At 62.2% G+C, this 25006-nt stretch carries 17 protein-coding genes and 1 pseudogene; 5 read left to right on the top strand and 13 right to left on the bottom strand.

Annotation, left to right across the window (positions count from 1 at the left end):
* Positions 1-39: 39 nt before the first annotated feature.
* The 11 genes and pseudogenes from purD to BFN10_RS22920 all read right to left on the bottom strand — a co-directional run bounded on the left by purD (position 40) and on the right by BFN10_RS22920 (position 13302).
* Positions 40-1332, bottom strand: coding sequence for a phosphoribosylamine--glycine ligase (purD, locus tag BFN10_RS22970; protein WP_071491603.1), 1293 nt, complete (start codon positions 1330-1332; stop codon positions 40-42).
* Positions 1333-1445: 113 nt separating this feature from the next.
* Positions 1446-3053: a bifunctional phosphoribosylaminoimidazolecarboxamide formyltransferase/IMP cyclohydrolase gene (gene purH / locus BFN10_RS22965; RefSeq protein WP_071491602.1), complete on the bottom strand. Its 1608-nt coding sequence runs from the start codon at positions 3051-3053 to the stop codon at positions 1446-1448.
* An 81-nt stretch (positions 3054-3134) separates the two neighbouring features.
* Positions 3135-3455: a DNA-binding transcriptional regulator Fis gene (gene fis, locus BFN10_RS22960; protein WP_002555375.1), complete on the bottom strand. Its 321-nt coding sequence runs from the start codon at positions 3453-3455 to the stop codon at positions 3135-3137.
* Positions 3452-4465, bottom strand: coding sequence for a tRNA dihydrouridine synthase DusB (gene dusB, locus BFN10_RS22955; protein WP_071491601.1), 1014 nt, complete (start codon positions 4463-4465; stop codon positions 3452-3454). The genes fis and dusB overlap by 4 nt, the downstream gene beginning before the upstream one ends.
* 185 nt (positions 4466-4650) lie before the next feature.
* Positions 4651-5853 (bottom strand): DUF3426 domain-containing protein, encoded by a 1203-nt coding sequence (locus BFN10_RS22950; protein WP_071491600.1) that lies wholly within the window; start codon positions 5851-5853, stop codon positions 4651-4653.
* 30 nt (positions 5854-5883) lie between these two features.
* Positions 5884-6762, bottom strand: coding sequence for a 50S ribosomal protein L11 methyltransferase (prmA, locus tag BFN10_RS22945; RefSeq protein ID WP_071491599.1), 879 nt, complete (start codon positions 6760-6762; stop codon positions 5884-5886).
* 234 nt (positions 6763-6996) lie between these two features.
* The gene (accC, locus tag BFN10_RS22940; RefSeq protein ID WP_071491598.1) at positions 6997-8358 is read right to left on the bottom strand and encodes an acetyl-CoA carboxylase biotin carboxylase subunit; all 1362 of its coding nucleotides are present in this window, start codon (positions 8356-8358) and stop codon (positions 6997-6999) included.
* Between the two features lie 17 nt (positions 8359-8375).
* The gene (gene accB / locus BFN10_RS22935) at positions 8376-8840 is read right to left on the bottom strand and encodes an acetyl-CoA carboxylase biotin carboxyl carrier protein (RefSeq protein ID WP_010213489.1); all 465 of its coding nucleotides are present in this window, start codon (positions 8838-8840) and stop codon (positions 8376-8378) included.
* Between the two features lie 24 nt (positions 8841-8864).
* Positions 8865-9320 carry a type II 3-dehydroquinate dehydratase gene (aroQ, locus tag BFN10_RS22930; protein WP_010213488.1) on the bottom strand — a complete coding sequence of 152 codons (456 nt, stop codon included), beginning with the start codon at positions 9318-9320 and terminating at the stop codon, positions 8865-8867.
* A 296-nt stretch (positions 9321-9616) separates the two neighbouring features.
* Positions 9617-10132 (bottom strand): annotated as a pseudogene (locus BFN10_RS30220) (methyl-accepting chemotaxis protein); the annotation flags it as partial.
* A 1499-nt stretch (positions 10133-11631) separates the two neighbouring features.
* Positions 11632-13302: a response regulator gene (locus tag BFN10_RS22920; protein WP_071491596.1), complete on the bottom strand. Its 1671-nt coding sequence runs from the start codon at positions 13300-13302 to the stop codon at positions 11632-11634.
* 388 nt (positions 13303-13690) lie between these two features.
* Here BFN10_RS22920 and BFN10_RS22915 point away from each other — a divergent pair, with 388 nt between their 5' ends.
* From BFN10_RS22915 to speA, 4 genes are all read left to right on the top strand, one after another.
* Entirely contained in the window at positions 13691-14668 is a 978-nt protein-coding gene (locus BFN10_RS22915; RefSeq protein ID WP_371322043.1) for a DUF2333 family protein, read from the top strand.
* Between the two features lie 2 nt (positions 14669-14670).
* Positions 14671-15207, top strand: coding sequence for an NUDIX hydrolase (locus tag BFN10_RS22910; protein ID WP_071491594.1), 537 nt, complete (start codon positions 14671-14673; stop codon positions 15205-15207).
* A gap of 173 nt (positions 15208-15380) precedes the next feature.
* Complete coding sequence (locus BFN10_RS22905; RefSeq protein WP_017849660.1) at positions 15381-15752, top strand: translation initiation factor Sui1; 372 nt, start codon at positions 15381-15383, stop codon at positions 15750-15752.
* A gap of 143 nt (positions 15753-15895) precedes the next feature.
* Positions 15896-17809, top strand: coding sequence for an arginine decarboxylase (gene speA / locus BFN10_RS22900; RefSeq protein WP_071491593.1), 1914 nt, complete (start codon positions 15896-15898; stop codon positions 17807-17809).
* A gap of 207 nt (positions 17810-18016) precedes the next feature.
* On the opposite strand, the gene BFN10_RS22895 is transcribed toward speA, so the two are convergent.
* Entirely contained in the window at positions 18017-19384 is a 1368-nt protein-coding gene (locus BFN10_RS22895; RefSeq protein WP_071491592.1) for an MATE family efflux transporter, read from the bottom strand.
* Positions 19385-19682: 298 nt separating this feature from the next.
* Here BFN10_RS22895 and BFN10_RS22890 point away from each other — a divergent pair, with 298 nt between their 5' ends.
* The gene (locus tag BFN10_RS22890) at positions 19683-24581 is read left to right on the top strand and encodes an alpha-2-macroglobulin family protein (protein ID WP_071491591.1); all 4899 of its coding nucleotides are present in this window, start codon (positions 19683-19685) and stop codon (positions 24579-24581) included.
* A 77-nt stretch (positions 24582-24658) separates the two neighbouring features.
* Here BFN10_RS22890 and BFN10_RS22885 read toward each other — a convergent pair whose 3' ends face one another.
* On the bottom strand, positions 24659-24952 hold the full coding sequence (locus BFN10_RS22885) for a hypothetical protein (protein ID WP_071491590.1): 294 nt from the start codon (positions 24950-24952) through the stop codon (positions 24659-24661).
* Positions 24953-25006: the final 54 nt, after the last annotated feature.

Below are 25006 nucleotides of genomic sequence, written 5' to 3'. Positions count from 1 at the left end.
AAGGGCCAGAGGCCCCTGCCTAGCCGAACGGATAGCTGCTTACTGGTTCTCGCCACGTTCCCGCGCAATGGCGCGATAGCCGATGTCCTTGCGGTAGAAGCAGCCTTTCCAGTCGATCTTCGCGGCCAGCTTGTACGCCTGTTGCTGCGCGACGTCGACGCTGGCGCCCATGGCGGTGGCGCATAGCACACGGCCACCGGCCGTCACGACCTGGCCATCCTTGAGCGCGGTGCCCGCATGGAACACTTTGCCTTCCAGCGTAGCAGCCGCGTCCAGGCCTTCAATCACATCGCCCTTGGCGTAGTCGGCAGGGTAGCCACCAGCCGCCAGCACGATGCCGACGCTCGGACGTGGATCCCACTGCGCTTCAACCTTGTCCAGGGCCTGGGCCAATGCCGCCTCGACCAACAGCACCAGGCTCGATTGCAGGCGCAGCATCACCGGTTGGGTTTCCGGGTCGCCGAAGCGGCAGTTGAACTCGATGACTTTGGGGTTACCGGCTTTGTCGATCATCAGGCCGGCATACAGGAAACCGGTGTACACATTGCCTTCGTCGGCCATGCCGCGCACGGTCGGCCAGATCACCAGGTCCATGACACGCTGGTGCACGTCGGCCGTGACCACCGGGGCAGGGGAGTAGGCCCCCATGCCACCGGTGTTCGGGCCGGTGTCGCCGTCGCCGACGCGTTTGTGGTCCTGGCTGGTGGCCATCGGCAAGACGTTCTTGCCGTCGACCATCACGATGAAGCTGGCTTCTTCGCCGTCGAGGAACTCCTCGATGACCACGCGGGAACCTGCGTCACCGAAAGCGTTGCCAGCGAGCATATCGCGCACGGCGTCTTCGGCTTCCTGCAGGGTCATGGCGACGATCACGCCTTTACCAGCAGCGAGGCCATCGGCCTTGATCACGATTGGCGCACCTTTTTCGCGCAGGTAAGCCAGGGCCGGCTCGATCTCGGTGAAGTTCTGGTAGTCGGCAGTCGGGATCTTGTGGCGGGCCAGGAAATCCTTGGTGAAGGCTTTGGAACCTTCCAACTGGGCCGCACCGGCGGTGGGGCCGAAGCAGTCCAGGCCACGGCTGCGGAACAGGTCCACGACGCCGGCCACCAGCGGCACTTCCGGGCCGACGATGGTCAGGGACACATTTTTCTCGGCAAAGTCCGCCAGTTGCTCAAGTGCCAGCACGTCGATGGCAACGTTTTCGCACTTGGCTTCAATGGCGGTGCCAGCGTTGCCGGGCGCGACGAAGACTTTCTGGACACGCGGGTCCTGGGCAACTTTCCAGGCCAGGGCGTGTTCACGGCCACCGCTGCCAATGATCAAAACATTCATGTCAAAAACCTCAAATTCTGTAGGCGCTCAGGGTGCGCTTCAATGTGGAGCCGAACTCATGTGGCAAGCCCGATCGCCACACAAGTCCGCTCCCACATTTCGATCGAGTTGAATCAGTGACGGAAGTGACGCATGCCGGTGAAGACCATGGCGATGCCAGCTTCATCCGCGGCGGCGATCACTTCGGCATCACGCATCGAACCACCCGGTTGGATCACGGCGGTTACACCGGCTTTCGCGGCGTTGTCCAGGCCGTCACGGAACGGGAAGAACGCATCGGAAGCCATCACCGAACCCACCACCTGCAAACCGGCGTGCTCGGCCTTGATCGCGGCGATACGCGCCGAGTTCACACGGCTCATCTGGCCGGCGCCGACACCGATGGTCTGGCGGTTCTTGGCGTAGACGATGGCGTTGGATTTAACGTATTTGGCCACCTTCCAGGCGAAGATCAGGTCGTTGATCTCCTGCTCGGTCGGGGCGCGCTTGGTCACCACTTTCAGGTCTTCGCTGCCGATCATGCCGATGTCGCGGCTCTGTACCAGCAAGCCACCGTTGACGCGCTTGTAGTCCCAGGCCGCTGCACGCTCGGCCGACCACTCGCCGCAGGCCAGCAGGCGCACGTTGGCTTTGGCTGCCACGATGGCGCGGGCTTCTTCGCTGACGCTTGGGGCGATGATCACTTCAACGAACTGACGCTCGACGATCGCTTTAGCGGTCTCGGCATCCAGTTCGCGGTTGAACGCAATGATGCCGCCGAAGGCCGATTCGGTATCGGTGGCGTAGGCCAGTTCGTACGCCTGGCGGATACCGCCTTCAGCGTCCGGGCTCACGGCCACGCCGCATGGGTTGGCGTGCTTGACGATCACACAGGCCGGCTTGACGAAGCTCTTCACGCATTCCAGCGCGGCGTCGGTGTCGGCCACGTTGTTGTAGGACAGCTCCTTGCCTTGCAACTGGGTCGCCGTGGCGATGCCCACTTCGGCAGGCTTGGCTTCCACGTAGAACGCCGCGCTCTGGTGCGGGTTCTCGCCGTAGCGCATTTCCTGGGCCTTGATGAACTGGCTGTTGAAGGTGCGCGGGAACTGGCTGCGGCCTTCGGTGCTGAGGGTTTCAGCGGCCTGGTTCACGGTGCCCATGTAGTTGGCGATCATGCCGTCGTAGGCGGCGGTGTGTTCGAACGCCTTGAGCATCAGGTCGAAACGCTGGGCGTAGGTCAGGCCACCGGCTTTCAGGCTTTCCAATACGTTGGCGTAATCACTGGCGTTGACCACGATGGCCACGTCTTTGTGGTTCTTGGCCGCTGAACGCACCATGGTCGGGCCGCCGATATCGATGTTTTCGATGGCGGTCGGCAGGTCGCAGCCTGGCTTGTTGATGGTGGCTTCGAATGGGTAGAGGTTGACGGCCACCAGGTCGATCGGCTTGATGCCGTGCTCGGCCATGATCGCGTCGTCGGTGCCACGACGGCCGAGGATACCGCCGTGGATTTTCGGGTGCAGGGTCTTGACCCGACCGTCCATCATTTCTGCGAAGCCGGTGTAGTCCGCCACTTCCACTGCGGCCACGCCGTTGTCCTGCAGCAGTTTGAAGGTCCCGCCCGTGGAGAGGATTTCCACGCCCAGGGCTTCCAGCTCCCGGGCAAATTCGAGGATCCCGGTCTTGTCGGAGACACTGATCAAGGCGCGGCGGATCGGCAGGCGGGTAGTCTGGTCGGTCATTTCAATTTCCATCAAAAGCAAAGGAGTCAGCAAAAAAGGCGACCGGTTTTACGCGGGCGCCTTTCTGGTTTGATTGAATGCTTACAGCAAATCGTATTGCTTGAGCTTTTTGCGCAAGGTGCCACGGTTGAGGCCCAGCAGCTCACTGGCTTTGGTCTGGTTGCCCTTGACGTAGTTCATCACGCTTTCGAGCAAGGGCGCCTCGACTTCGGAGAGCACCAGGTTGTACACGTCCGTGACGGAAGCGCCCTCAAGGTGGGCGAAATAATTGTGCAGCGCCTTCTCGACACTCCCGCGAAGGGTCTGGCCTTCTTCGCTCGGCGTGTTGAGGTGCTGTTTCAAATTGACGTTGTCGCTCACGGGTGTTGTTCCACTCACTAAAGTCTCGGTCATCATCGTCATGCGGCCACCCCCTCTCCGTCCCCTGTCCCCAGGCTCTTTTCACGCTCGCTGAAGTACTCTCGAACGGTGGCGACCTGTGCTTGCGTATCATCCAAACGATTGAAGTGGGCGCGAAACTCCCTGGCGCCCGGCAGGGTTGCGAGATACCAGCCGACATGCTTGCGAGCAATGCGTACTCCCATCACGTCCCCATAGAAGGCGTGCAGGGCGGCCAGATGCTCTAGCAGAATACGTTCCACCTCGATCAGCCCCGGTGCCGGCAACACTTCGCCGGTACGCAGAAAATGATCGATCTCACGAAAAATCCACGGACGCCCCTGGGCGGCCCGGCCAATCAACAAGCCATCGGCACCGGTGGCGTGCAGCACGCGCCTTGCCTTCTCGGCGGAGTCGATGTCGCCATTGGCGAATACCGGCATCGATACCGCCTGCTTGATCGCAGCGATGGTGTCGTACTCGGCTTCACCGGTGTAAAGGTCGGCGCGGGTACGGCCATGCACCGCCAGCGCTGTAATGCCTGCCTGTTCAGCGATCTTCGCCACTGTCAGGCCGTTCTTGTTGTCCCGGTCCCAACCGGTACGGATCTTCAGGGTAACCGGCACATCCACTGCGGCGACAACGGCCTGCAGGATCTCGGCCACCAACTGCTCATCTTTCAACAGGGCCGAACCGGCGGCCTTGTTACAGACCTTCCTGGCCGGGCAGCCCATGTTGATGTCGATGATCTGCGCCCCCAACTCCACGTTGGCCCGGGCCGCATCCGCCAGCATCTGTGCATCTCCACCGGCGATCTGTACCGAGCGGGGCTCGGGATCACCTTCGTGGATCATGCGCATCCGCGATTTGCGGGTGTTCCACAAGCTCATGTCGCTGGTGACCATTTCCGAGACTACTAGACCCGCGCCCAAACGCTTGCACAGCTGACGAAAGGGCTGGTCGGTGACGCCCGCCATCGGGGCGAGGATCAAGCCGTTCTGCAATGTGTATGGGCCGATGCGTACCGCCGACATAGGACTTCCCTGTTGTGGGGCCGGATCATTAGAGTTCGAAAAAGGGTTGGCATGATACCCGCTCTCGATGACTGGATAAAGGCTGAATTGGATAAAATCTGAACAGTTATTTCTTTATCGCCAGCGGTTTGGTTACGCAGGGGAAAGTCAATAACCTGCCGTCAAACTTCAACGCGTGAACCGATTCACTCGGGCGAATGGAAGCTCAGGCTGTAATTCACGGCTTTGTTGCCCGGATCGAGGATATCCAGGGAGATATGGATCGGGGTTTGCGATGGCATTTCGCTAACGCCGGCCAGCTCACCGCTGAGGTATTCGGCGGGTTTGAAGCGACGGCTGGCAATCAGGTTGCCGTTCAGGTCGGCAAAACGCAGCTCCAGCAGCGGGAAGGGCTGGGAGAAGGTGGCGCGGTTGTAGATGATCGCATCCACCACCAGCGCCCCGGCGAAATCCGGGTGGCTGCGCACTACCAGGTTACTGCTCTTGATATGGGCAATATCGACCCGCGATGGCACGGTGCAACCCAGGGTGGGGCACAGTTGCTGGAACCACGGGCGATAGGCGTCCTGGCGGGCCAGGTCGTCGAATTGGTAGGCGATGTATTGGCCTGCGAGGCCGGCGGCGGCGATCAGCACCAGCAGCAGCCAGACCAGGCGACGGCCCAGGCCTGTCGGGCGTTTTTGTGCGTAGAGGTGCAGCGGATCGTCTTCCAGGTCCTGCAGCAGGTCGTCATGGGCGCTGGTTTCAGCGCGTGGGCGCTTGCGGCGGGGGGGCAGGCGATCGTCGGGTTCGGCCGCTTTGGTCAGCGGTGTAAACGGTGGGTCGATGTCGTCATCGTCTGGTGTTGAACGCAGGGGGGGCTCATCGTCGCGATCGTCGGTGTGGAACGACATGGACGGTTCGGTGCGCTGCCTGGTCGCAGGTTCTGGCTGGTCTTCGGTGACGTGGAGGCGCTCTTCAGGCGGCTCGCTGAACAGGCTTGCCGCCCATTTTTCTTCTTCGGCCTTGACCGTGTCGCGGCTGGCGCTGAAGGATTCATCCTTTTGGCGGCGGTCGGTGCCGGGCTGGCGACGATCCGCGCCAACAGGCTGCGTGTGCTGAATCTCGCGGCGTTCCAGCTTGGCCAGTTCTTCATCCAGGTCCAGGTTGTCCAGGTCCAGCTCTTCGGCGCTCCACTGTTTCTGGCTGATGGCGCGCGGCGCCTCGGGAGTCGCCTCGGGCTGCGGTGCCGGCGCCTGGGCGCGTTGCTCCAGCAGCTGGCGAGCCGCATTGAACACTTGCAGGCACGAGCCGCAGCGCACCACGCCACGGGCCACGCTCAATTGAGCGTGGTTGACGCGAAAGCGCGATTGGCAATGCGGGCACTGGGTGACGAAACTGTCGGTCATGCGGCCATCCGATTCAGGCAAGCGCTCATTCTAGCGCCGACGACCGCTGATGCGTACCCAGCCATCGCGGTTGGCGATCGGGTCCAGCTCGAAATCCTTGGCGTAGGCAGCGGCGACGTCTTCGCCCTGCTCGGCCAGGATGCCTGACAGCGCCAGGCGGCCGCCCGGCTTGACCAGGCTCGACAACTGCGGCGCCAACGACACCAGCGGGCCGGCGAGGATGTTGGCCACCAGCACGTCGGCCTGTACCTGGGGCAATTGCTCCGGCAGGTAGAGTGGGAATTTGCCTTCAGGAATGTTGTTGCGCCCGGCGTTATCGCGAGAGGCTTCCAGGGCTTGCACGTCGATGTCGGTGCCCACGGCTTCCTTGGCGCCGAGCAGCAGGGCGGCAATCGCCAGGATCCCCGAGCCGCAGCCGAAGTCCAGCACGTGGCTGTCGGTCAGGTCCTGGCCGTCCAGCCATTCCAGGCACAGCGCGGTGGTCGGGTGGGTGCCGGTGCCGAACGCCAGGCCCGGATCCAGCAGCAGGTTGACGGCGTCGGGCTCGGGCGCGGCATGCCAGCTCGGTACAATCCACAGGCGCTGGCCAAAACGCATCGGCTGGAAGTTGTCCATCCAGCTGCGTTCCCAGTCCTGGTCTTCGATGACTTCGCTGTGGTGCTCTGGCAGCGGGCCGCCGGTGAGCAGCTCCATATGGGCCAGGACGCTGGCGGCATCGGTGCCGTCTTCGAACAGGGCCAGCAAATGGGTGTGGGACCACAGCGGCGTGGTGTTGAGTTCGGGTTCGAAGATCGGCTGGTCTTCGGCGTCCATGAACGTTACGGAGACAGCGCCTACTTCGAGGAAAGCGTCTTCATAGGTTTCGGCTTGTTCTGGGCTGATGGCGAGACGGACTTGCAGCCAAGGCATGGCGGGCACCTTTGAAAAAATGAGTGTGCAGCGCGGTGGGGCTGCGAAAGGGCGCAAGTTTACGCGAGCGGCGGTCAGAAGACGACTGTGCTGGCGATTTGCAGTATTCAAAATATACACAGGACAACTGTGTGAGGGGGCAAGCCCTCTCCCACATTGGACCCTGTACATCCAGGAAATCCGGAGCCCGGAAACAACAAAGCCGCCCGGAGGCGGCTGTGTCGTTTGGCGCACTTACTGGTTGGCCAGCTTGTGTTCCAGGTAGTGGATGTTCACACCACCTTCGCAGAAGCCTTCATCACGGACCAGTTCCCGATGCAGCGGGATGTTGGTCTTGATGCCGTCGACCACGATTTCGTCCAGGGCGTTGCGCATACGGGCCATGGCCTCGTCGCGGGTAGCGCCCCAGGTGATCAGCTTGCCGATCAGCGAGTCGTAGTTGGACGGCACCTTGTAGCCGCTGTACAGGTGCGAATCCACACGCACGCCGTTGCCGCCGGGCGCGTGGAAATGCTTGACCAGGCCAGGGCTTGGGATAAAGGTTTTCGGGTCTTCGGCGTTGATGCGGCACTCCAGGGAGTGGCCGTGCATCTTCACGTCGTCCTGGGTGAAGGACAGCGGGTTGCCGGCGGCGATGCTGAGCATCTCCTTGACGATGTCGATACCGGTGACCATCTCCGACACCGGGTGCTCTACCTGCACACGAGTGTTCATCTCGATGAAGTAGAAACGACCGTTCTCGTACAGGAACTCGAAAGTACCCGCGCCACGGTAGTTGATGTCGATGCACGCCTTGACGCAACGAGCCAGTACTTCCTGGCGCGCTTTTTCATCCAGGCCTGGTGCTGGCGCTTCTTCCAGGACCTTCTGGTGACGACGTTGCAGCGAGCAGTCGCGGTCGCCCAGGTGGATGGCGTGGCCTTGGCCGTCGGACAGTACTTGCACCTCCACGTGACGTGGGTTGGTCAGGTACTTCTCCAGGTAGACCATCGGGTTGCCGAACCAGGCGCCCGCTTCGGAGCGAGTCTGCTTGGCAGCTTCGATCAGGTCTTCTTCCTTGTGCACCACGCGCATGCCGCGACCACCACCGCCACCGGCGGCCTTGATGATCACCGGGTAGCCGACTTCGCGACCAATGCGCAGCGCGGTTTCCTCGTCTTCCGGCAGCGGGCCGTCGGAGCCTGGAACGGTTGGCACGCCGGCCGCGATCATGGCGTCCTTGGCCGACACCTTGTCACCCATCAGGCGAATGGTTTCGGCTTTCGGGCCGATGAAGGCAAACCCGGATTTTTCCACCTGTTCGGCGAAATCGGCGTTTTCCGCGAGGAAGCCGTAGCCAGGGTGGATGCCATCAGCGCCGGTCACTTCCGCGGCCGCGATGATGTTCGAGACTTTCAAGTACGAGTTCGTGGCCAGTGGCGGGCCGATGCAGATGCTTTCGTCCGCCAGTTTCACGTGCATCAATTCGGTATCGGCCGTCGAGTAAACAGCGACGGTCTTGATGCCCTCTTCCTTACAGGCGCGCAGGATACGCAGCGCGATCTCGCCGCGGTTGGCGATCAGGACTTTTTGCAGTTTCTTCGCAGGTTTCAACATCGAAGGCGCTCCGCGGTTCAAACGATGGTGAACAGCGGCTGGTCGTACTCAACCGGCTGACCGTTTTCTACCAGGATGGATTCGATGACGCCGGCTTTTTCAGCGGTGATGTGGTTCATCATCTTCATCGCTTCAACGATGCAGATGGTGTCGCCCACTTTCACGGTAGCGCCGACTTCAACGAAGGCTGGCGAAGTCGGTGCCGGGGTGCGGTAGAACGTACCGACCATTGGCGACTTGACCACGAAGCCGTTCAGCGCCGGAGCGGCTGGGGCGGCAGGTGCAGCGGCGGCAGCAGGCGCGGCGGCCGGAGCAGCAGCGGCCGGAGCCGGCGCTTGCATCTGTGGCGCATAGAACTGCTGGGCCGGGGTCTTGCTGTGACGGCTGATCCGTACGGACTCTTCGCCTTCCTTGATTTCCAGCTCGTCGATACCGGATTCTTCCAGCAGTTCGATCAGTTTCTTAACTTTACGGATATCCATGAATCATCAACTCCCAAGGGTCGGTCAGGGGCGCTTGGCCGGTTGTTCAAGTTGTTCCAGGGCGGCCTCCAGGGCCAGTCGGTAACCGCTGGCGCCAAGGCCGCAGATCACACCTACCGCTACATCGGAGAAGTAGGAGTGATGGCGGAAAGCTTCGCGTTTGTGCACGTTCGACAAATGCACTTCGATGAATGGGATGCTCACCGCCAGCAGCGCGTCACGTAATGCAACACTTGTATGCGTAAAAGCGGCGGGATTGATCAGGATAAAATCCACGCCTTCGCCGCGCGCGGCATGGATGCGATCAATCAATTCGTACTCGGCATTGCTTTGCAGGTAGAGCAGATGGTGGCCGGCTTCACGCGCCCTGCGTTCGAGATCAAGGTTGATCTGGTCCAGGGTGACTGCCCCGTAGACGCCCGGTTCACGGGTGCCGAGCAGGTTCAGGTTGGGTCCGTGAAGAACCAGTAAGGTCGCCATCGGCTGTTCCTTGTTATTGATGTGGGTACGGCAGAACCCGGCGACTATGCCGCAAAGCCTTTGTGACTGTCCAGTTCTATGCAGTAGGCGGCACGATTAGCGAGGATAGCGCGAAATTTGTGACTGTGGCCGGTGATCCGGTCATGGGTAATACGCTCCTGAATGCCATGAAGGTCAAATGTGGGAGGGGGCTTGCCCCCGATAGCGCTGGGTCAGTTACAGACACTGAGGCTGACACACTGCAATCGGGGGCAAGCCCCCTCCCACATTTGATCTCTATAAGGTTGAAGATCGTGTCAGACGCGGAAGGCTTGAACGGCAGTGTTGAGCTGCCCACCTAGCACCAGCAAGTGCTCACCCTGGCTGCGGCCCTGGCCGATTCGCAGCAAGTTGTCCTCACCCAACTGATGAATCCGCTCACTGTTGTCGCGAATCTCGCTGACGGCACCACTCTGCTGCGCGGTCACATCGGCGATGCGCACGGCGGTGTCGGATATGGTCTGGATCGCGCCGACAATCTCATCCAGCGCACCGTCCGCCGCCTGGGCTTGCTGGGCGGTGGCTTCGGCGTGTTCGACCTGGGCCCGCATGCCTTGCACCGATTGGTGGGCGGCGCTCTGCAGCCCGGCGATCAAGGTCTGGATTTCTGCGGTGGCGCCAGCGGTGCGTTGGGCCAGCGAGCGCACCTCGTCGGCCACCACGGCAAAACCGCGTCCGGCTTCACCGGCACGGGCGGCCTCGATGGCAGCGTTGAGGGCCAGCAGGTTGGTCTGGTCGGCAATCGAGCGGATCACCGTGAGCACGCCGCCGATGGTGGCGGATTCCTCAGCCAGTTTTTCGATCATCTGCGCGTTTTGCTGCACTTCGCCCACCAGGGCACGCAGCCCGGTGAGGCTCAGGCCGATCACGCGCTGGCCTTGTTCCACGGCCTGGCCGGCACTGCGACTGGCACCGGCAGCCTGGCTGGCATCACCGGCGACTTGCTGGATCGTCGCCTCCAGTTCACCCAATGAATCTCGGATTTGCGCAGTATCCCCGGCCTGGCGTTCGGCGCCGTCGTGCAGGCCGCTGCTCAGTTCGGCGAGGGTACGGCTGCTGCTGGCAACTTCTTCGGCGTTGCCGCGAATGGTGCCGACCAAGTCCACCAGGTAGGTGCGCAGGCGGTTCAGAGACGCTTCGATATCGTGCAGTTCGCGGTTGGTCTTGCCCAGGGCAATCGGCTGGCTGAAGTCACCCTCGGCCCAAGTCGACAGGGCCGGCGCCAGATTGGTCAGCACCCGCGCCAGCTTGCGTTGCAAGGTGTCGATCAGCAGCGCGATCAACAGGATCAGGCCAATCATCAGCCCTTGCATCAGGCGCACTTCACCCTGGATTTGGCCATGTTGCGCGCGCACCACCGGTTCCAGTGCGGCGATGGCTTGCTGAACGGAGTTGATTTTCTGGTGGGTCTTGGCGGCCAGTTCGGTGCGTTGCTGGATCTGGTCGCGGGTGCGCTTGAGTTCGGCGGGGTAGCGGGTCAGCAGGCTATTGAGTTCACGCTTGAGGTCGACGCCGGTGTCCTGGGCTTCGGTTTTTTCGCTGTTCTGCAGCCCCATCAGCGCGGAAAAGTCATCGGCGCTGGATTCGGCGCTGGCCTTGACGCCGAGCAACGGCAGTTGCTCCAACAGGTCGGCCTGGCTGCGGATAGCGCCGACTTCGCGTTCCACATCGTCGGCCAGTTCCGCACGCCCGCTGCTCACCAGTTTGTCGCGGGCCAGGGATAACTTGCCCAGGTGCTGGGAGGCGGCCAGCAACGGCGGCAGATAGCGCGCGGCTTCGGGAGAGTTTACGCCGATGGCGTACTGGCTCAGTTGCTCCAGGTTCGCGCCCAATTCACGTTCGGCCTGTAGCAGCAAGGCTTGCGGGTCGCCTGCCAGCTTACCGGCCGCCAGCAACTCAGTCTTGCTGAACGCATCCAGGTCCACCAGGCTCGGGCGCAGGTTCTGCGCAAGGTCCGCAGGCAACTCGTCCAGATGCTGCAACAGGCTTTCCAGGCTCTGGCCCGCGCTGCTCAAGCGCAGGGCGTCGCCGCTGGCCAGGTAATCGTCGATATTGCGTGCGGCTTCATTCTGGAACGTCTGCGACAGGCCCAGGTAGCGTTCCATCAGCAAATAGGGTCGCTCCAGCGCCCGTTGCGACCACCACAACGTCGCCCCCAGCGCCAGGCACACGGCCACCAGAAGAAGGGTATTGAGATTGGTCAGCAGCTTCAGGCGCATGCGGGGTTTCAACCGACAGCAAAAGATAAGTGCCTGAAGTTATTGCGTTTCCATTACAGCGTTATGACGGATTCAGTGGATTCCGGTGAAAAGATGGCATTTTGCTTTGATGCGCGTGCGGGTTGTACGCGATTGCGTCCGGCGTCTTTGGCGCGGTACAGCGCCTCGTCGGCCTGGGCGGCCATCATCAGGCTGTCGGAGCCGTCGCACAGCTCCACCACCCCGGCGCTGAAGGTGCACCACAAATCCTGGGGTTGGGCCGGGTAATGGATTTCGGCAAAGCGCCCACGGATTTCATCCAATACTTTGCAGGCGGCTTCCAAATCGGTGTCAGGCATCACAATGGCGAATTCTTCACCGCCGTAGCGCCCGATGTAGTCGGTCTTGCGCAGGCGCTGCTTGAGAAACAGCGCCAGGCTCTTGATCACGCGGTCGCCCATGGGGTGGCCGTGGCTGTCGTTGACCCGCTTGAAGTGGTCGATGTCGAGCATGGCGAAGCTCAGCGGCTTGTTCTCGCGGCGTGCGCGGAAGCTGCAGTCTTCGAGCAGTTGCAGGATATGGGTGTGGTTGTACAGGCCGGTCAGGCTGTCGCGCACCATCCGCGCCTTGAGGTTGCGCGCCCGCGCCGCACGGTTGCGCACGGTGGTGATCAGGTGGCGCGGCTTGATCGGCTTGGTGAGGAAGTCATCGCCGCCTTCGCTCATGGCGTCCAGTTGCTTGTCCAGGTCGTCTTCGGCCGACAGGTAAATGATCGGCACGCTGACGTAACGGTCGTTATGGCGGATGACCTTGGCCAGTTCGGTGCCGGTACAGGCGGGCATATACATGTCGAGGATGATCAGGTCGGGCTGGAAGTCCGCCAGCTCGGCCATTGCCTGGATCGGCTCGATCAAGGTGCGGGTGACGATACCGGCGCTGTTGAGCAGCCGTTCGGTGTGCAGCGCCTGGGCCCGCGAGTCGTCGATGATCAGCACTTTATACGGCTCGTACTGGGCGACGCAGGTCAGCACTTCGATCTTTTCCAGCAAGCTGGAGGCTTCCAGCGTACCGGTCAGGAATTCCTGGCCTCCGGCGCGCACGGCGGCCAGGCGGGTCGGGGTGTCGGTTTCGTGCAGGCTGAAAAACAGCAGTGGCAGCTTCTGCTCCAGGCCTTCCTGGGCCTCGGCGGCGAGCTTGAGGCCCAGGCCGGCACCGCAGAAGTCCACGTCCATCACAATCGCCGACGGCAGGCGCTCGGCCATCGACGCGCGAAACGCCGCGACACTGTCCAGGGACTGGGCGCTCATGCCAAAGAACTCCAACTGCTTGGCCAGGCGCTCGGCACGGTCGTGATCAGCCAGCATCACGTAGATCGGCTTGCGCATCGGCGGCAGGAAGGTTTGCTCAAGCTGGTCGCCCTGGCGCAGCCCGGTGCGGGACAGGCGTTGCATCAGGCGGTTGAGTTCGGTGATCAGTTGGCTGCTCAGGCGCCCGCGGTTTTCGTCCACGGCCTTGAGGGATTCGCCGATGTGCTGCGCCAACTGGCTGTGTTCCGGCTGTTCGAAACGCTCGGCAAAGCGCAGCAGGCGCAGATTGGCCTCGCTGAGTTCGGAAAGGTCAGTGCCGGACCACTCGCTGCGTTGCAGGCGCTGCCAGATCTCAAGAATTTGACGTGCCTGATGAATTACCCGCTGGGCAAAATGCTGCTTGAGGCGCTCACGGCTGGGGTCTTCTGGCTCGGTCATATCCTGACTACTAGTGAGGGTGCATGCTGAGGTCGACTGATGGCTCTATGCTAGCACCTCTTTCCCATGGGATGAGTGTCATACGTCAATAAACTGTGCGTGCGGAGTATTCAGTTGCTGACCCGCTGGTCGCGCGGCGGAAAAAGCGTGCATTCTTTATAGTCGAACGCCCTCTGTGCGCCAGTTTGGCGAAAAGCCCCGCACGGGCGGGCACGATGGGTTAGGGTTGTGGTCGGAGTGTTTGAACGCACGCCATCAATTCAAGTGCATGAACTCAAGTGATTGAAAGGATATCGCCATGCTGGACTGGAAAAACCGTGCAGGCAGCGCCAAAGGCCCCGCCCCTGAGCCCAAGTCGGCCAACCGCAGCTATTTTCGTACCCTGCTGATGAGCCGTGCCGTGCTCAGTGTGCTCGGCCTGTACCTGTTGGTCACAGGCGCCTTGGGCTGGTACTGGAGCGAAGAGCCGGCGCTGTTCCCGGTCCAGCAGAACGCGCAGATTGCCGCCGAAAAAGACGGCAAGCAGATGGTGGTGGGCTTTACCACCGTCGAAACCCTCAAGACGGTGGTTGGCACCTTGCTGAACAAGCCGGGTGGCTACATTTCCAACGACCGCTTCCCGCCAGGCCTGTGGATGGACAACATGCCGAGCTGGGAATACGGCGTGCTGGTGCAGGTGCGCGACCTGACCCGCGCCCTGCGTAAGGATTTCGCCCGCTCGCAGTCGCAGTCGGCCGAAGACGCCGACTTGGCCAAGGCCGAGCCGCGCTTCAACTTCGATAACAAGAGCTGGGTGCTGCCATCCAGCGAGTCCGAATACCAGGAAGGCATCAACTCCCTGAGCCGCTATGAAGCGCGCCTGTCCGACCCGAACCAGAAAGGCGCGTTGTTCTATGCGCGGGCCGACAACCTGAACAACTGGCTGGGCGATGTCGCCACCCGCCTGGGCTCGCTGTCGCAACGCCTGTCGGCCAGTGTGGGCCGCGTGAAGCTGAACACTGCGCTGAAAACCGAAGCGCTGGCGCCGGGTGAAGTGCCGCAGGTCGATGAAGAAGTGGTGGAAACTCCATGGATGCAGATCGACAACGTGTTCTACGAAGCCCGTGGCCAGGCCTGGGCCTTGTCCCACCTGTTGCGCGCCATCGAAGTGGACTTTGCCGACGTACTGGCCAAGAAAAACGCCACCGTCAGCGTGCGCCAGATCATTCGTGAGCTGGAAGCCTCGCAGGAACCGGTGTGGAGTCCTATGATTCTTAATGGCAGTGGCTTCGGCGTGCTGGCGAACCATTCGCTGGTGATGGCCAATTACATTTCCCGGGCAAACGCTGCAGTGATCGACTTGCGTCAGCTCCTCAACCAGGGTTGATGATGGACGCTACTCAAAAGGAGGCCGCCCACCGTGCGGCTTCCGACGCTGAACTGATCTGCTGGGTCGATGAGCATGACAACCTGCTCGGCGACCTTGTCAGGTCCGACCTGCGCCAGCGCGGCCTGATCGGCCGTTGCACCTTTATCTTTCTTTTCAATAGCGCCGGTGAGTTGTGTGTGCATCGGCGCACCTTGAGCAAAGCCCTGTATCCCGGTTACTGGGACACGGCGGCAGGCGGGATGGTGGCGGCGGGTGAGTCCTATGCCGTGTCGGCAGCCCGTGAGCTGGAAGAAGAGCTTGGGGTCAGTGGGGTGGTGTTGGTCGAACATGACCACTTCTACTTCGAAGATGGCGATAGCCGGCTCTGGTGCAAATCCTACTCAGCCGTGTGGGACGGGCCGCTGCGCCTGCAGCCGGAAGAGGTCATGGAAGCGCGCTTTTTACCTATCGACACCGTCCTGCAGGAGGCTGAGCAAAAGCCGTACTGCCCGGACGCCCAGGAAGGCTTGCGCCGCTATCTGGCCTCACGTCGCTAAAGTTGCATAAATTGGCGCCATTTGGCTCTTAGCAAGTCGGCTTTTTGTGGTTACACTGCGCGACTTTTCACCCGAACCGCCTTGGCGGTTCGGTAGCGCTGCCCCTGCCTGAGTGGGGCTTCGCGGTCGGTCAGTCTGATCGATCAGTCTTCATCCTCCCAAGAGGATTGCCGGTGGCCAAAAAAGCCGCATCCTTCGCCGCCCTTGGTGGCCTGGTATTTTCCACCGACGCAGGTCGACACTGCCCGGACTGTCGTCAGCCCGTGGACGCTTGCACCTGCAAACAGACCCTGATTCCCGAAGGCGACGGTATTGCCCGCGTGCGACGCGAGAGCAAAGGCCGTGGCGGCAAGACGGTGACCACCATCACCGGCGTGCCGCTGGCCGAAGACGCGCTGAAGGAGCTCGCCACCACGCTGAAAAAGCGCTGTGGCACCGGTGGCGCGTTGAAAGACGGCGTTATCGAGATCCAGGGCGATCACGTCGAGTTGCTGTTGGCCGAGCTGATCAAGCTCGGGTACAAGGCCAAGAAGTCCGGCGGCTGAAAGCCTCTTCCCAACCTGTGTCTAAACTCTGTCCTGCGCGCGGGGTCCTACCTTGCACGCAGGCAAATCGTCATTTTCATTCTTTAGACTGCGCCAGCCTCAACCAGAGGCGGCGCTTTCGCCTTCATTTATAGGGGACTTCGATGTCCGTACGACGCACACGCAAAGACGATGGCAGCCAATGGACAGTTGCGGACAGCCGCAGTGTTTACGGGATCCGCCATTGGGGGGCCGGGTATTTCGCGATCAATGAAGCCGGTCGCGTTGAAGTTCGTCCGAACGGCCCGAACAGCACGCCCGTCGACCTGTACGAGCAAGTCGACGAGCTGCGCAAGAGCGGCCTGTCGTTGCCGTTGCTGGTGCGCTTCCCCGACATCCTGCAAGACCGTGTACGCCAGCTGACCGGCGCTTTCGATTCGAACATCGAACGCCTGGAATACCAGAGCAAGTACACCGCGCTGTACCCGATCAAGGTGAACCAGCAGGAGGCGGTGATCGAGAACATCATCGCCACCCAGAACGTGTCCATCGGCCTGGAAGCCGGCTCCAAGCCCGAGCTGCTGGCCGTGCTAGCCCTGGCGCCGAAGGGCGGCACCATCGTCTGCAACGGTTACAAGGACCGCGAATTCATCCGCCTCGCGCTGATGGGCCAGAAGCTCGGCCACAACGTGTTCATCGTGATCGAGAAAGAATCCGAAGTTGAGCTGGTGATCGAAGAAGCCGCCAGCCTCAAGGTCAAGCCACAGGTTGGCCTGCGTGTGCGTTTGTCTTCCCTGGCGTCGAGCAAGTGGGCGGACACCGGTGGCGAGAAGTCCAAGTTCGGTCTGTCGGCGGCGCAACTGCTGTCCGTGGTCGAGCGCTTCCGTGCGGCCGGCCTGGACCAGGGCATCCGCCTGCTGCACTTCCACATGGGCTCGCAGATCGCCAACCTGGCCGACTACCAGCACGGTTTCAAGGAAGCCATCCGTTACTACGGCGAGCTGCGCAACCTCGGCCTGCCGGTGGACCACATCGACGTGGGCGGCGGCCTGGGCGTGGACTACGACGGCACGCACTCGCGTAACGCCAGTTCGATCAACTACGACATGGATGACTATGCCGGCGTGGTCGTGGGCATGCTCAAGGAATTCTGCGACGCGCAGAGCCTGCCGCACCCGAATATCTTCTCCGAAAGCGGCCGTTCCCTGACCGCCCACCACGCCATGCTGGTGGTGCAGGTCACTGACGTCGAGAAACACAACGACGAAATCCCGACCATCGAAAACAAGGAAGCCCTGCCGGAAACCGTGCAATGGCTGGTGGACCTGCTCGGCCCGACCGACATCGAGATGGTCACCGAAACCTACTGGCGCGCCACCCACTACATGAGCGACGTGGCCACGCAGTACGCCGACGGCAAGCTGACCCTGGCCGAAAAAGCCCTGGCCGAGCAGTGCTACTTCGCCGTGTGCCGCCGCCTGCACAACTCGCTCAAGGCCCGCCAGCGCTCGCACCGCCAGGTGCTGGATGAGCTCAACGACAAGTTGGCCGACAAGTACATCTGCAACTTCTCGGTGTTCCAGAGCCTGCCGGACACCTGGGCCATCGGCCAGGTATTGCCGATCCTGCCGCTGCACCGCCTTGACGAAGAGCCGCTGCGTCGCGCCGTACTGCAAGACCTGACCTGCGACTCCGACGGCAAGATCAAGCAGTACGTCGATGAGCAGAGCATCGAGACCAGCCTGCCGGTTCATGGCTTGAACGAAGGTGAGGACTACTTGCTGGGGATCTTCCTGGTAGGCGCTTACCAGGAAATTCTCGGCGACATGCACAACCTGTTCGGTGACACCGATTCGGTGAACATCTACCAGCGTGAAGACGGTTCGGTGTACAGCGCCGGTATCGAGACCCACGACACCATCGAAGACATGCTGCGCTATGTGCACTTGTCGCCGGAGGAGTTGATGACGCACTACCGTGACAAGTGTGCGAGCGCGAAGATCAGCGCCAGTGAGCGCACGCAGTTCCTGGATGCACTTCGGTTAGGGCTGACGCGGTCGTCGTATCTTTCGTCGTAAGCTATGAGAGGGTAGGAGCGAGCCCATTCGCTCCTACCCTGCTGTGGGGCCTGAGCGCCGAGTACGGGTCTTCATTTGAGCTATGTCACCTCGCCGGATGGGGCAGGTCAATCTACCCTGACGCATTGAGCGTACACACAGTTGCCTGGGTTATATCCAGATCAATAGCTTGTCCCGGCGCCAGATTGCGTATCTGAGTTCCTTGCGTTACGGCCAATATGACCGCGGTGCCAAACGAGGGCCGAACCATCCATTCGCCCGATTGATTCGCCTGGCGATCACCCAAAGCAACAGACTGCGCACCGACATGAACACCAAGAAGGTAATCCACAGCCCGTGGTTGCCCAGGCCCTGCAATGCCCAGGCAACCGGTAGCACTGAAACCACGGTCAACAGCATCCCATTGCGCATTTCCCGCGCCCGTGTCGCACCAATAAACAAGCCGTCGAGCAAATAGCTCCACACCGCAATCAAGGGCAATACGGCCAGGTAGGGCAGGTAGATATCTGCCGTTTCGCGCACGCTGGGGATATCGGTTTGCATGGCGATAAACAGGTGGCCGCAGACCGTGAACAGCAGGGCAAAGCCGACGCTGGCAATCAGCGACCAACCGCCAGCGACGACCAGTGAACGTCGCATGGCCTGGCGGTCGTGGGCGCCGATGGCGTGGCCGCACAAGGCTTCCACCGCATGGGCCAAGCCGTCCAGCGCATGGGCTGTCAACAACAGGCCGTTGAGCAGCAGTGCATTGGCCGCCACGGTGGCATCGCCCAGGCGTGCACCTTGCACCGTGATCATGAAAAACACCGATTGCAGCGCAATGCTGCGGATGAAGATGTCGCGGTTCACCGCCAGCAGCGGGCGCCAGCTTTCCCACTGTTTCAGCGCCGCCCAGGCGATATGGCCGGGGTAGGCGCGCAGGGCTTTTTGCGTCATCGCCAGGCCCAGCAAGGCGCCGGTCCATTCGGCAATCACGGACGCCCGCGCCGAACCGACCACCCCCCAATCCAGGCCCAGCACAAACCACAGGTTCAGCGCGATGTTGACCAGGTTGGTGGTCAGCAGGATCGCCAAGGGCGCGCGTGCGTTCTGCGCGCCGAGGAACCAGCCGACCAGTGCGTAGCTGGCAAGGGCGGCAGGCAGGCCGAACAGGCGCGTGTGGAAAAAGTCCTGGGTCAGTTGATTGAGTTCGGGGGAGGGTTGCATCCATTCCAATGCCAGATGGCTGAACGGAATGCCCACGGTGCCCAGCAGCATGGCCAGCCCCAACGCCAGTAGCAGGCCCTGCAGGAGGATTTGTCGCAGCGCGGCCCCATCATTGCGCCCGGCAGCCTGTGCGGCAAAACCGGTTGAGCCCATGCGCAGGAAACCCATGGCCCAGGCCAGAAAGGTATACAGACTGGCGCCGACCGCCACGGCCCCCAGTTGATGGGCGTGGGGCAGGTGGCCGATGACCATGCTGTCGACCAGGGCCACGAGAGGCACCGAGATATTCGACAGAATCATCGGCGCGGCCAGGGCCCAGACGCGGCGGTGGGTGGGGCGGTGGCGCCAGTCGGTGAGTAGGGTGGGCATGGGGGCTCCTTGGGGGAGCGGCATTGTAACGGGCCCTTAATCTCACTGCAGAACCAATGTGGGAGGGGGCTTGCCCCCGATAGCGGTCTGTCAGCTGGAAATGTATCGGCTGACATACTGCCATCGGGGGCAAGCCCCCTCTCACATTTGGATCTCCAGCGTTTGTGGGATTTGGCTCCGTTCGCGTTCCTTCAAGAACCAAACCACCCTCCGTCGGTCAATGTGACCAGCACCACATCGGCCCGCTGCGGGCTGATATATAGTTCACCCCTCGGACCCCTCTCACAACGAGTGCCCCATGCTTAACAAAGGACTGTTCCTTGCTTGTGCGCTGGCCCTGCTGAGCGCCTGCGATTCCTCCGATAAACCGGCTGCCCCGACCGCTCCAGCAGCGGCGACGGTTGCACCCAAACCGGCCAAGGCGGCGGTGGACGTGGCGGCGCTGAAGCAGCGTTATGCCGGCCGTGAGTTGAGTGTGGTGGATGTGTCCGAAGTGCAGCTCGATGGGGCCAGCACCCTGTCCGTGAGCTTTTCCATTCCGCTGGATCCCGATCAGAAGTTCGCCGACAAACTCCACCTGGTGGACAGCAAGTCCGGCAAGGTCGATGGCGCCTGGGAAATCTCCGACAACCTCATGGAATTGCGCCTGCGTCACCTGGAGCCACAGCGCAAACTGGTGCTCACGGTGGATGCCGGGGTGAAGGCGGTCAACGGCAATACACTCGCCGCCGAGTACAGCGCCCGCCTGGAAACCCGCGACCTGCAAGCCACCGTCGGCTTCGCCAGCCGTGGCACCTTGCTGCCGACGCGTCTGGCTGAAGGGTTGCCGGTGATCGCGCTGAACGTCGACAAGATCGACGTCGAATTCTTCCGCATCAAGCCCGAATCCCTGCCGACTTTTCTCGCGCAGTGGGGGCGCAACACCAGCCTGCAGAGCTATGAGTCCCGCGAACTGCTGCCACTGGCCGACCTGGTCTACGGCGGCCGTTTCGACCTGAACCCGGCGCGCAACACCCGCGAAACCCTGTTGCTGCCGATCGCCGGCCTCAAGCAACTGCAGCAGCCGGGCGTGTACCTGGCGGTAATGCGTGCCTCCGGCACCTACAACTATTCCCAACCGGCCACGTTGTTCACCTTGAGCGATATCGGCCTGTCGGTGCACCGCTATGCCAATCGCCTGGATGTGTTCACCCAGGCGTTGGATGGCGGCAAGGCGCTGGACGGTGTCGACCTCGAGGTGCTCGACGCCGAGGGTCGTGTGGTCGGTCAGGGCAAGACCGAGAAGGGCGGCCACGCCGAGTTGCCGTTGCCGAAAAAGGCCCAGGTGTTGCTGGCCAAGCAGGGCGAGCAGACCAGCATGCTGCGCCTGGACAGTGCCGCATTGGACCTGGCCGAGTTCGATATCGGCGGGCAACCGTCCCACCCCTTGCAGTTTTTCGTCTTTGGCCCGCGTGACCTGTATCGCCCCGGCGAAACCGTGCTGCTCAACGCCCTGCTGCGCGACAAGGATGGCAATGCCGTCAAACCGCAACCGGTGAGCGTCGAAGTGCGTCGCCCGGATGAGCAGGTGAGCCGCAAATTCGTGTGGGATGCCGACGCCTCCGGTCTCTATCAATATCAACTGCAATTGGCTGGCGAAGCGCCAACCGGGCGCTGGCAGCTGGTGTTCGACCTGGGCGACGGCAAGCCGCAGCTGTATGAATTTCTCGTCGAAGACTTCCTGCCCGAGCGCCTGGCGCTGGAACTCAAGGGCAGCGATACCGCATTGAGCCCGGCGGATAACCCGGTGATTCAAGTCACCGGGCGCTATCTCTACGGTGCGCCGGCATCGGGCAACCGGGTCAGCGGGCAGGTTTATGTGCGGCCGTTGCGCGAAGCGGTCAAGTCGCTGCCGGGCTATCAGTTCGGCTCTGTCACCGAAGAAGAGCTGAGCCAGGATTTCGAACTGGACGAAAGCGTGCTCGATGCCAAGGGCCAGGAAGCGTTGACCCTGGAAAGCAAGTGGGCCGAGGCCAAGTCGCCGCTGCAACTGATCGTGCAAGCCAGCCTGCACGAGTCGGGCGGGCGGCCGATCACTCGGCGCCTGGTACAGCCGATCTGGCCGGCCGAGCAACTGCCGGGCCTGCGCGGCTTGTTTGACGGCAAGGAAACCAATGGCGATGGCCCGGCGGAATTCGAAGTGCTGCTGGCCAACCAGGACGGGCAGAAGCTCGCCGCGCAGAACCTCAAGGTGCGCCTGGTACGCGAGCGCCGTGACTACTACTGGAACTACTCCGAGAACGACGGCTGGAGCTACCACTTCAACGAGAAATTCCTCAACCTCGACGAGCAGACCCTGAACATCAAGGCCGGCGATACGGCCAAGGTCAGCTTCCAGGTGGAGTGGGGCCCGTACCGCGTCGAAGTGGAAGACCCGCAGACCGGCCTGGTCAGCAGCTTGCGCTTCTGGGCCGGCTACCAGGCCCAGGACAACACCGAAGGCGGCGCCGTACGCCCCGACCAGGTCAAGCTGGCGCTGGACAAACCGGCCTATGGCGACGGCGATACCGCCAACGTCACCGTCACCCCGCCCGCTGCCGGCAAAGGCTACCTGCTGGTGGAGTCCGCCGAAGGGCCGCTGTGGTGGCAGGAAATCGATGTACCGGCCGAGGGTAAAAGCTTCGCCGTGAAGCTCGACCCGAAGTGGTCGCGCCATGACCTGTACGTCAGTGCCCTGGTGATTCGCCCTGGCGAGCGCAAAGCCAACATCACGCCCAAACGTGCCGTGGGCCTGCTGCACCTGCCGTTGGATCGCACCCAGCGCAAACTCGGCGTGACCCTGGCCGCGCCGGAAAAAATGCGTCCCAAACAGCCGCTGACGGTGAAAGTCGCTGCGAAAAACGCCGATGGCAGCGTGCCGAAACAGGTGCACGTGCTGGTGGCAGCGGTGGACGTGGGCATCTTGAACATTACCGAATACCCGACGCCGGACCCTTACTCCAGCCTGTTCGGTCGCAAGGCTTATGGCGTGGACCAGTTCGACATCTACGGCCAGTTGATCGAAGCCGGGCAGGGGCGCTTGGCCAGCCTGGCATTCGGCGGTGACGCCGCGCTGGCCAAGGGCGGCAAGCGCCCGGACACCAGCGTGACCATCGTCGCCCTGCAAAGTGCGCCGGTGACCCTGAACGAGCAGGGCGAGGGCGAAGTCAGCGTCAATATCCCGGACTTCAACGGCGAACTGCGCCTGATGGCCCAGGCCTGGACAGACGACCGCTACGGCATGGCCGAAGCCAAGACGGTGATCGCCGCGCCTTTGATTGCGGAGCTGTCGGCGCCGCGTTTCCTGGCCGGTGGTGACCAGACCACTTTGGCGCTGGACCTGTCCAACCTGTCGGGCAAGGCCCAGAAGCTGGATGTGCAACTGAGCGCCGAAGGGCAGTTGGAGTTGGTCAACGCCGGCGCGCAGACCGTCGAGTTGAAACAAGGCCAGCGCACCACCCTGCGCATCCCGGTGAAGGCCTGGGGTGGTTTGGGGCAGGGCAAGGTCAAGGTCACCGTGAACGGGCTGGACTTGCCGGGTGAAAACCTGCCGCCGTTCACTCGCGAATGGACATTGGGCGTGCGCCCGGCGTACCCGGCACTGCTCAAGCATTACCGCGCGGTGCTCAAGGATCAGCCGTGGAGCCTGCCGGCGGGCACGCTCGATCAGTTCGATTCATCGGGGCGCCAGGCGCTGTTGAGCCTGTCGAGCCGGCCGCCGCTGAATCTCGGTGCTCAGATCAGCGCACTCAAGGCCTACCCCTATGGTTGCCTGGAACAGACCGCGAGCGGCCTGTACCCGTCGCTGTATGCCGACGATGCGCTGCTCAAGCGCCTGTCGATCAAGGGTGAGTCGGACAGTGAGCGTAAACGCAAGATCGAGTTGGGCATCGAGCGCCTGCTGGGCATGCAGCGCTACAACGGCAGCTTCGGGTTGTGGGGCGCCGATGGCGAAGAAGAATACTGGCTGACGGCCTACGTCACCGACTTCCTGCTGCGTGCCCGCGACCAGGGTTTTGCCGTGCCGCCTGAAGCGTTGAAGAAAGCCAGCGAGCGCCTGCTGCGCTACGTGCAGGAACGCAACCTGATCGACGTCGACTACAGCGATAACGCCGACCATACGCGCTTTGCCGTACAGGCCTACGCTGGCATGGTGCTGGCGCGTAGTCAGCAGGCGCCATTGGGGGCGCTGCGCAGTATTTTCGATCGACGCAGCGATGCGCGCTCCGGTTTGCCGCTGGTGCAGTTGGCTATCGCGCTGCAGAAGATGGGCGACCAGCCGCGTGCGGACCAGGCCTTGCTCGCTGGGCTGGCGGCGCAGCGTAACGCCAATGAGTGGCTGGCCGACTACGGCAGCCCGCTGCGCGACCAGGCAATGATCCTGGCCCTGCTTGAAGAGAACGACCTGGCCAAGGGCAAGCGTGAGGAGCGTTTGTTTACGCTGTCGGATCAACTGGCGGCCAGTCCGTATCTGTCGACCCAGGAGCGCAACTCGCTGTTCCTGGCGGGGCGCCTCGGGTTTGCCAGGCCGGATGCGAACTGGCAGGTGTCGCTCACTGGCAGTGGCGGCGTGCAGGAGTTGAACAATCAGCAATCGACGCTGGAGCTGGAAGGCAAGCTGCTGTCCAGCGATCTGACCTTGAGCAATCAGGGCGAGACGCCGGTGTACCAGCAATTGACGATCTCGGGTTATCCACAGGTGCCCCCGGCTGCCGGCGGCGACAACCTGAGCATCCGCCGCGAATACCTGGGCATGAACGGCCAGCCGCTGAACCTGCGCAACCTCAACAGCGGTGAGCTGGTCCTGGTGCACCTGGCGGTCAGCGCCAAGCAGCGTGTGCCGGATGCCCTGGTGGTAGATTTGCTGCCGGCCGGCCTGGAACTGGAAAACCAGAACCTGGCGCAAAGCGCCGCCAGCCTGGAAAACGCCAGCAGCCAGGTGAAGGAATGGCGTGAGTCGATGCAGAACGCCTCGCTCAAGCACCAGGAGTTCCGTGACGACCGCTATGTGGCAGCGATCAACCTGGACGGTTCCGGCACCACGCACCTGCTGTACCTGGCGCGGGCGGTGACGCCCGGGACTTATCGTGTGCCGCCGCCGCAGGTGGAGTCGATGTACCGGCCGAACTGGCAGGCGGTGGGGGAGACGCCGGCCGATCTGGTGATCAAGGGGCGCTGAGACCGCAATTGTGAAAGATGGCCTCAATTTGGGAGGGGGCAAGCCCCCTCCCACCGGGGATTTGCGCTGTTCTGGGGTTAGTGGACCACCCAGCTCAAGAGCCACAGGCCCAGCAGCAACCAGATAATCCCCATGATGATCGACGCCCGCATGAAGGCGCGCACCGCCGAGTACAGCAGCATCAGGCCGATGATCAGGGTGAGGATGCTGATGATCGAGGTATCCATGCCCAAGGTGCGGGACAGGCCATCGATGAAGTTGCCACCGGCATGGGTCAGCGCACCAAACAGGCCGCTGAGCCCGTCGACGATAAAACGGATGACCGAACCGAGCGCCTGGCCCAACCATTCGAAAAAGCTTTCTACCTGCATGTGTGTGTCCTGATGAGAAGGTGGGCGTATCTGTGCCTTTGGTTGTTATTGCAA

The organism is Pseudomonas extremorientalis (assembly GCF_001870465.1).
Lineage (GTDB): Bacteria > Pseudomonadota > Gammaproteobacteria > Pseudomonadales > Pseudomonadaceae > Aquipseudomonas > Aquipseudomonas extremorientalis.
This window is presented reverse-complemented; position numbering and strand designations above follow the sequence as displayed.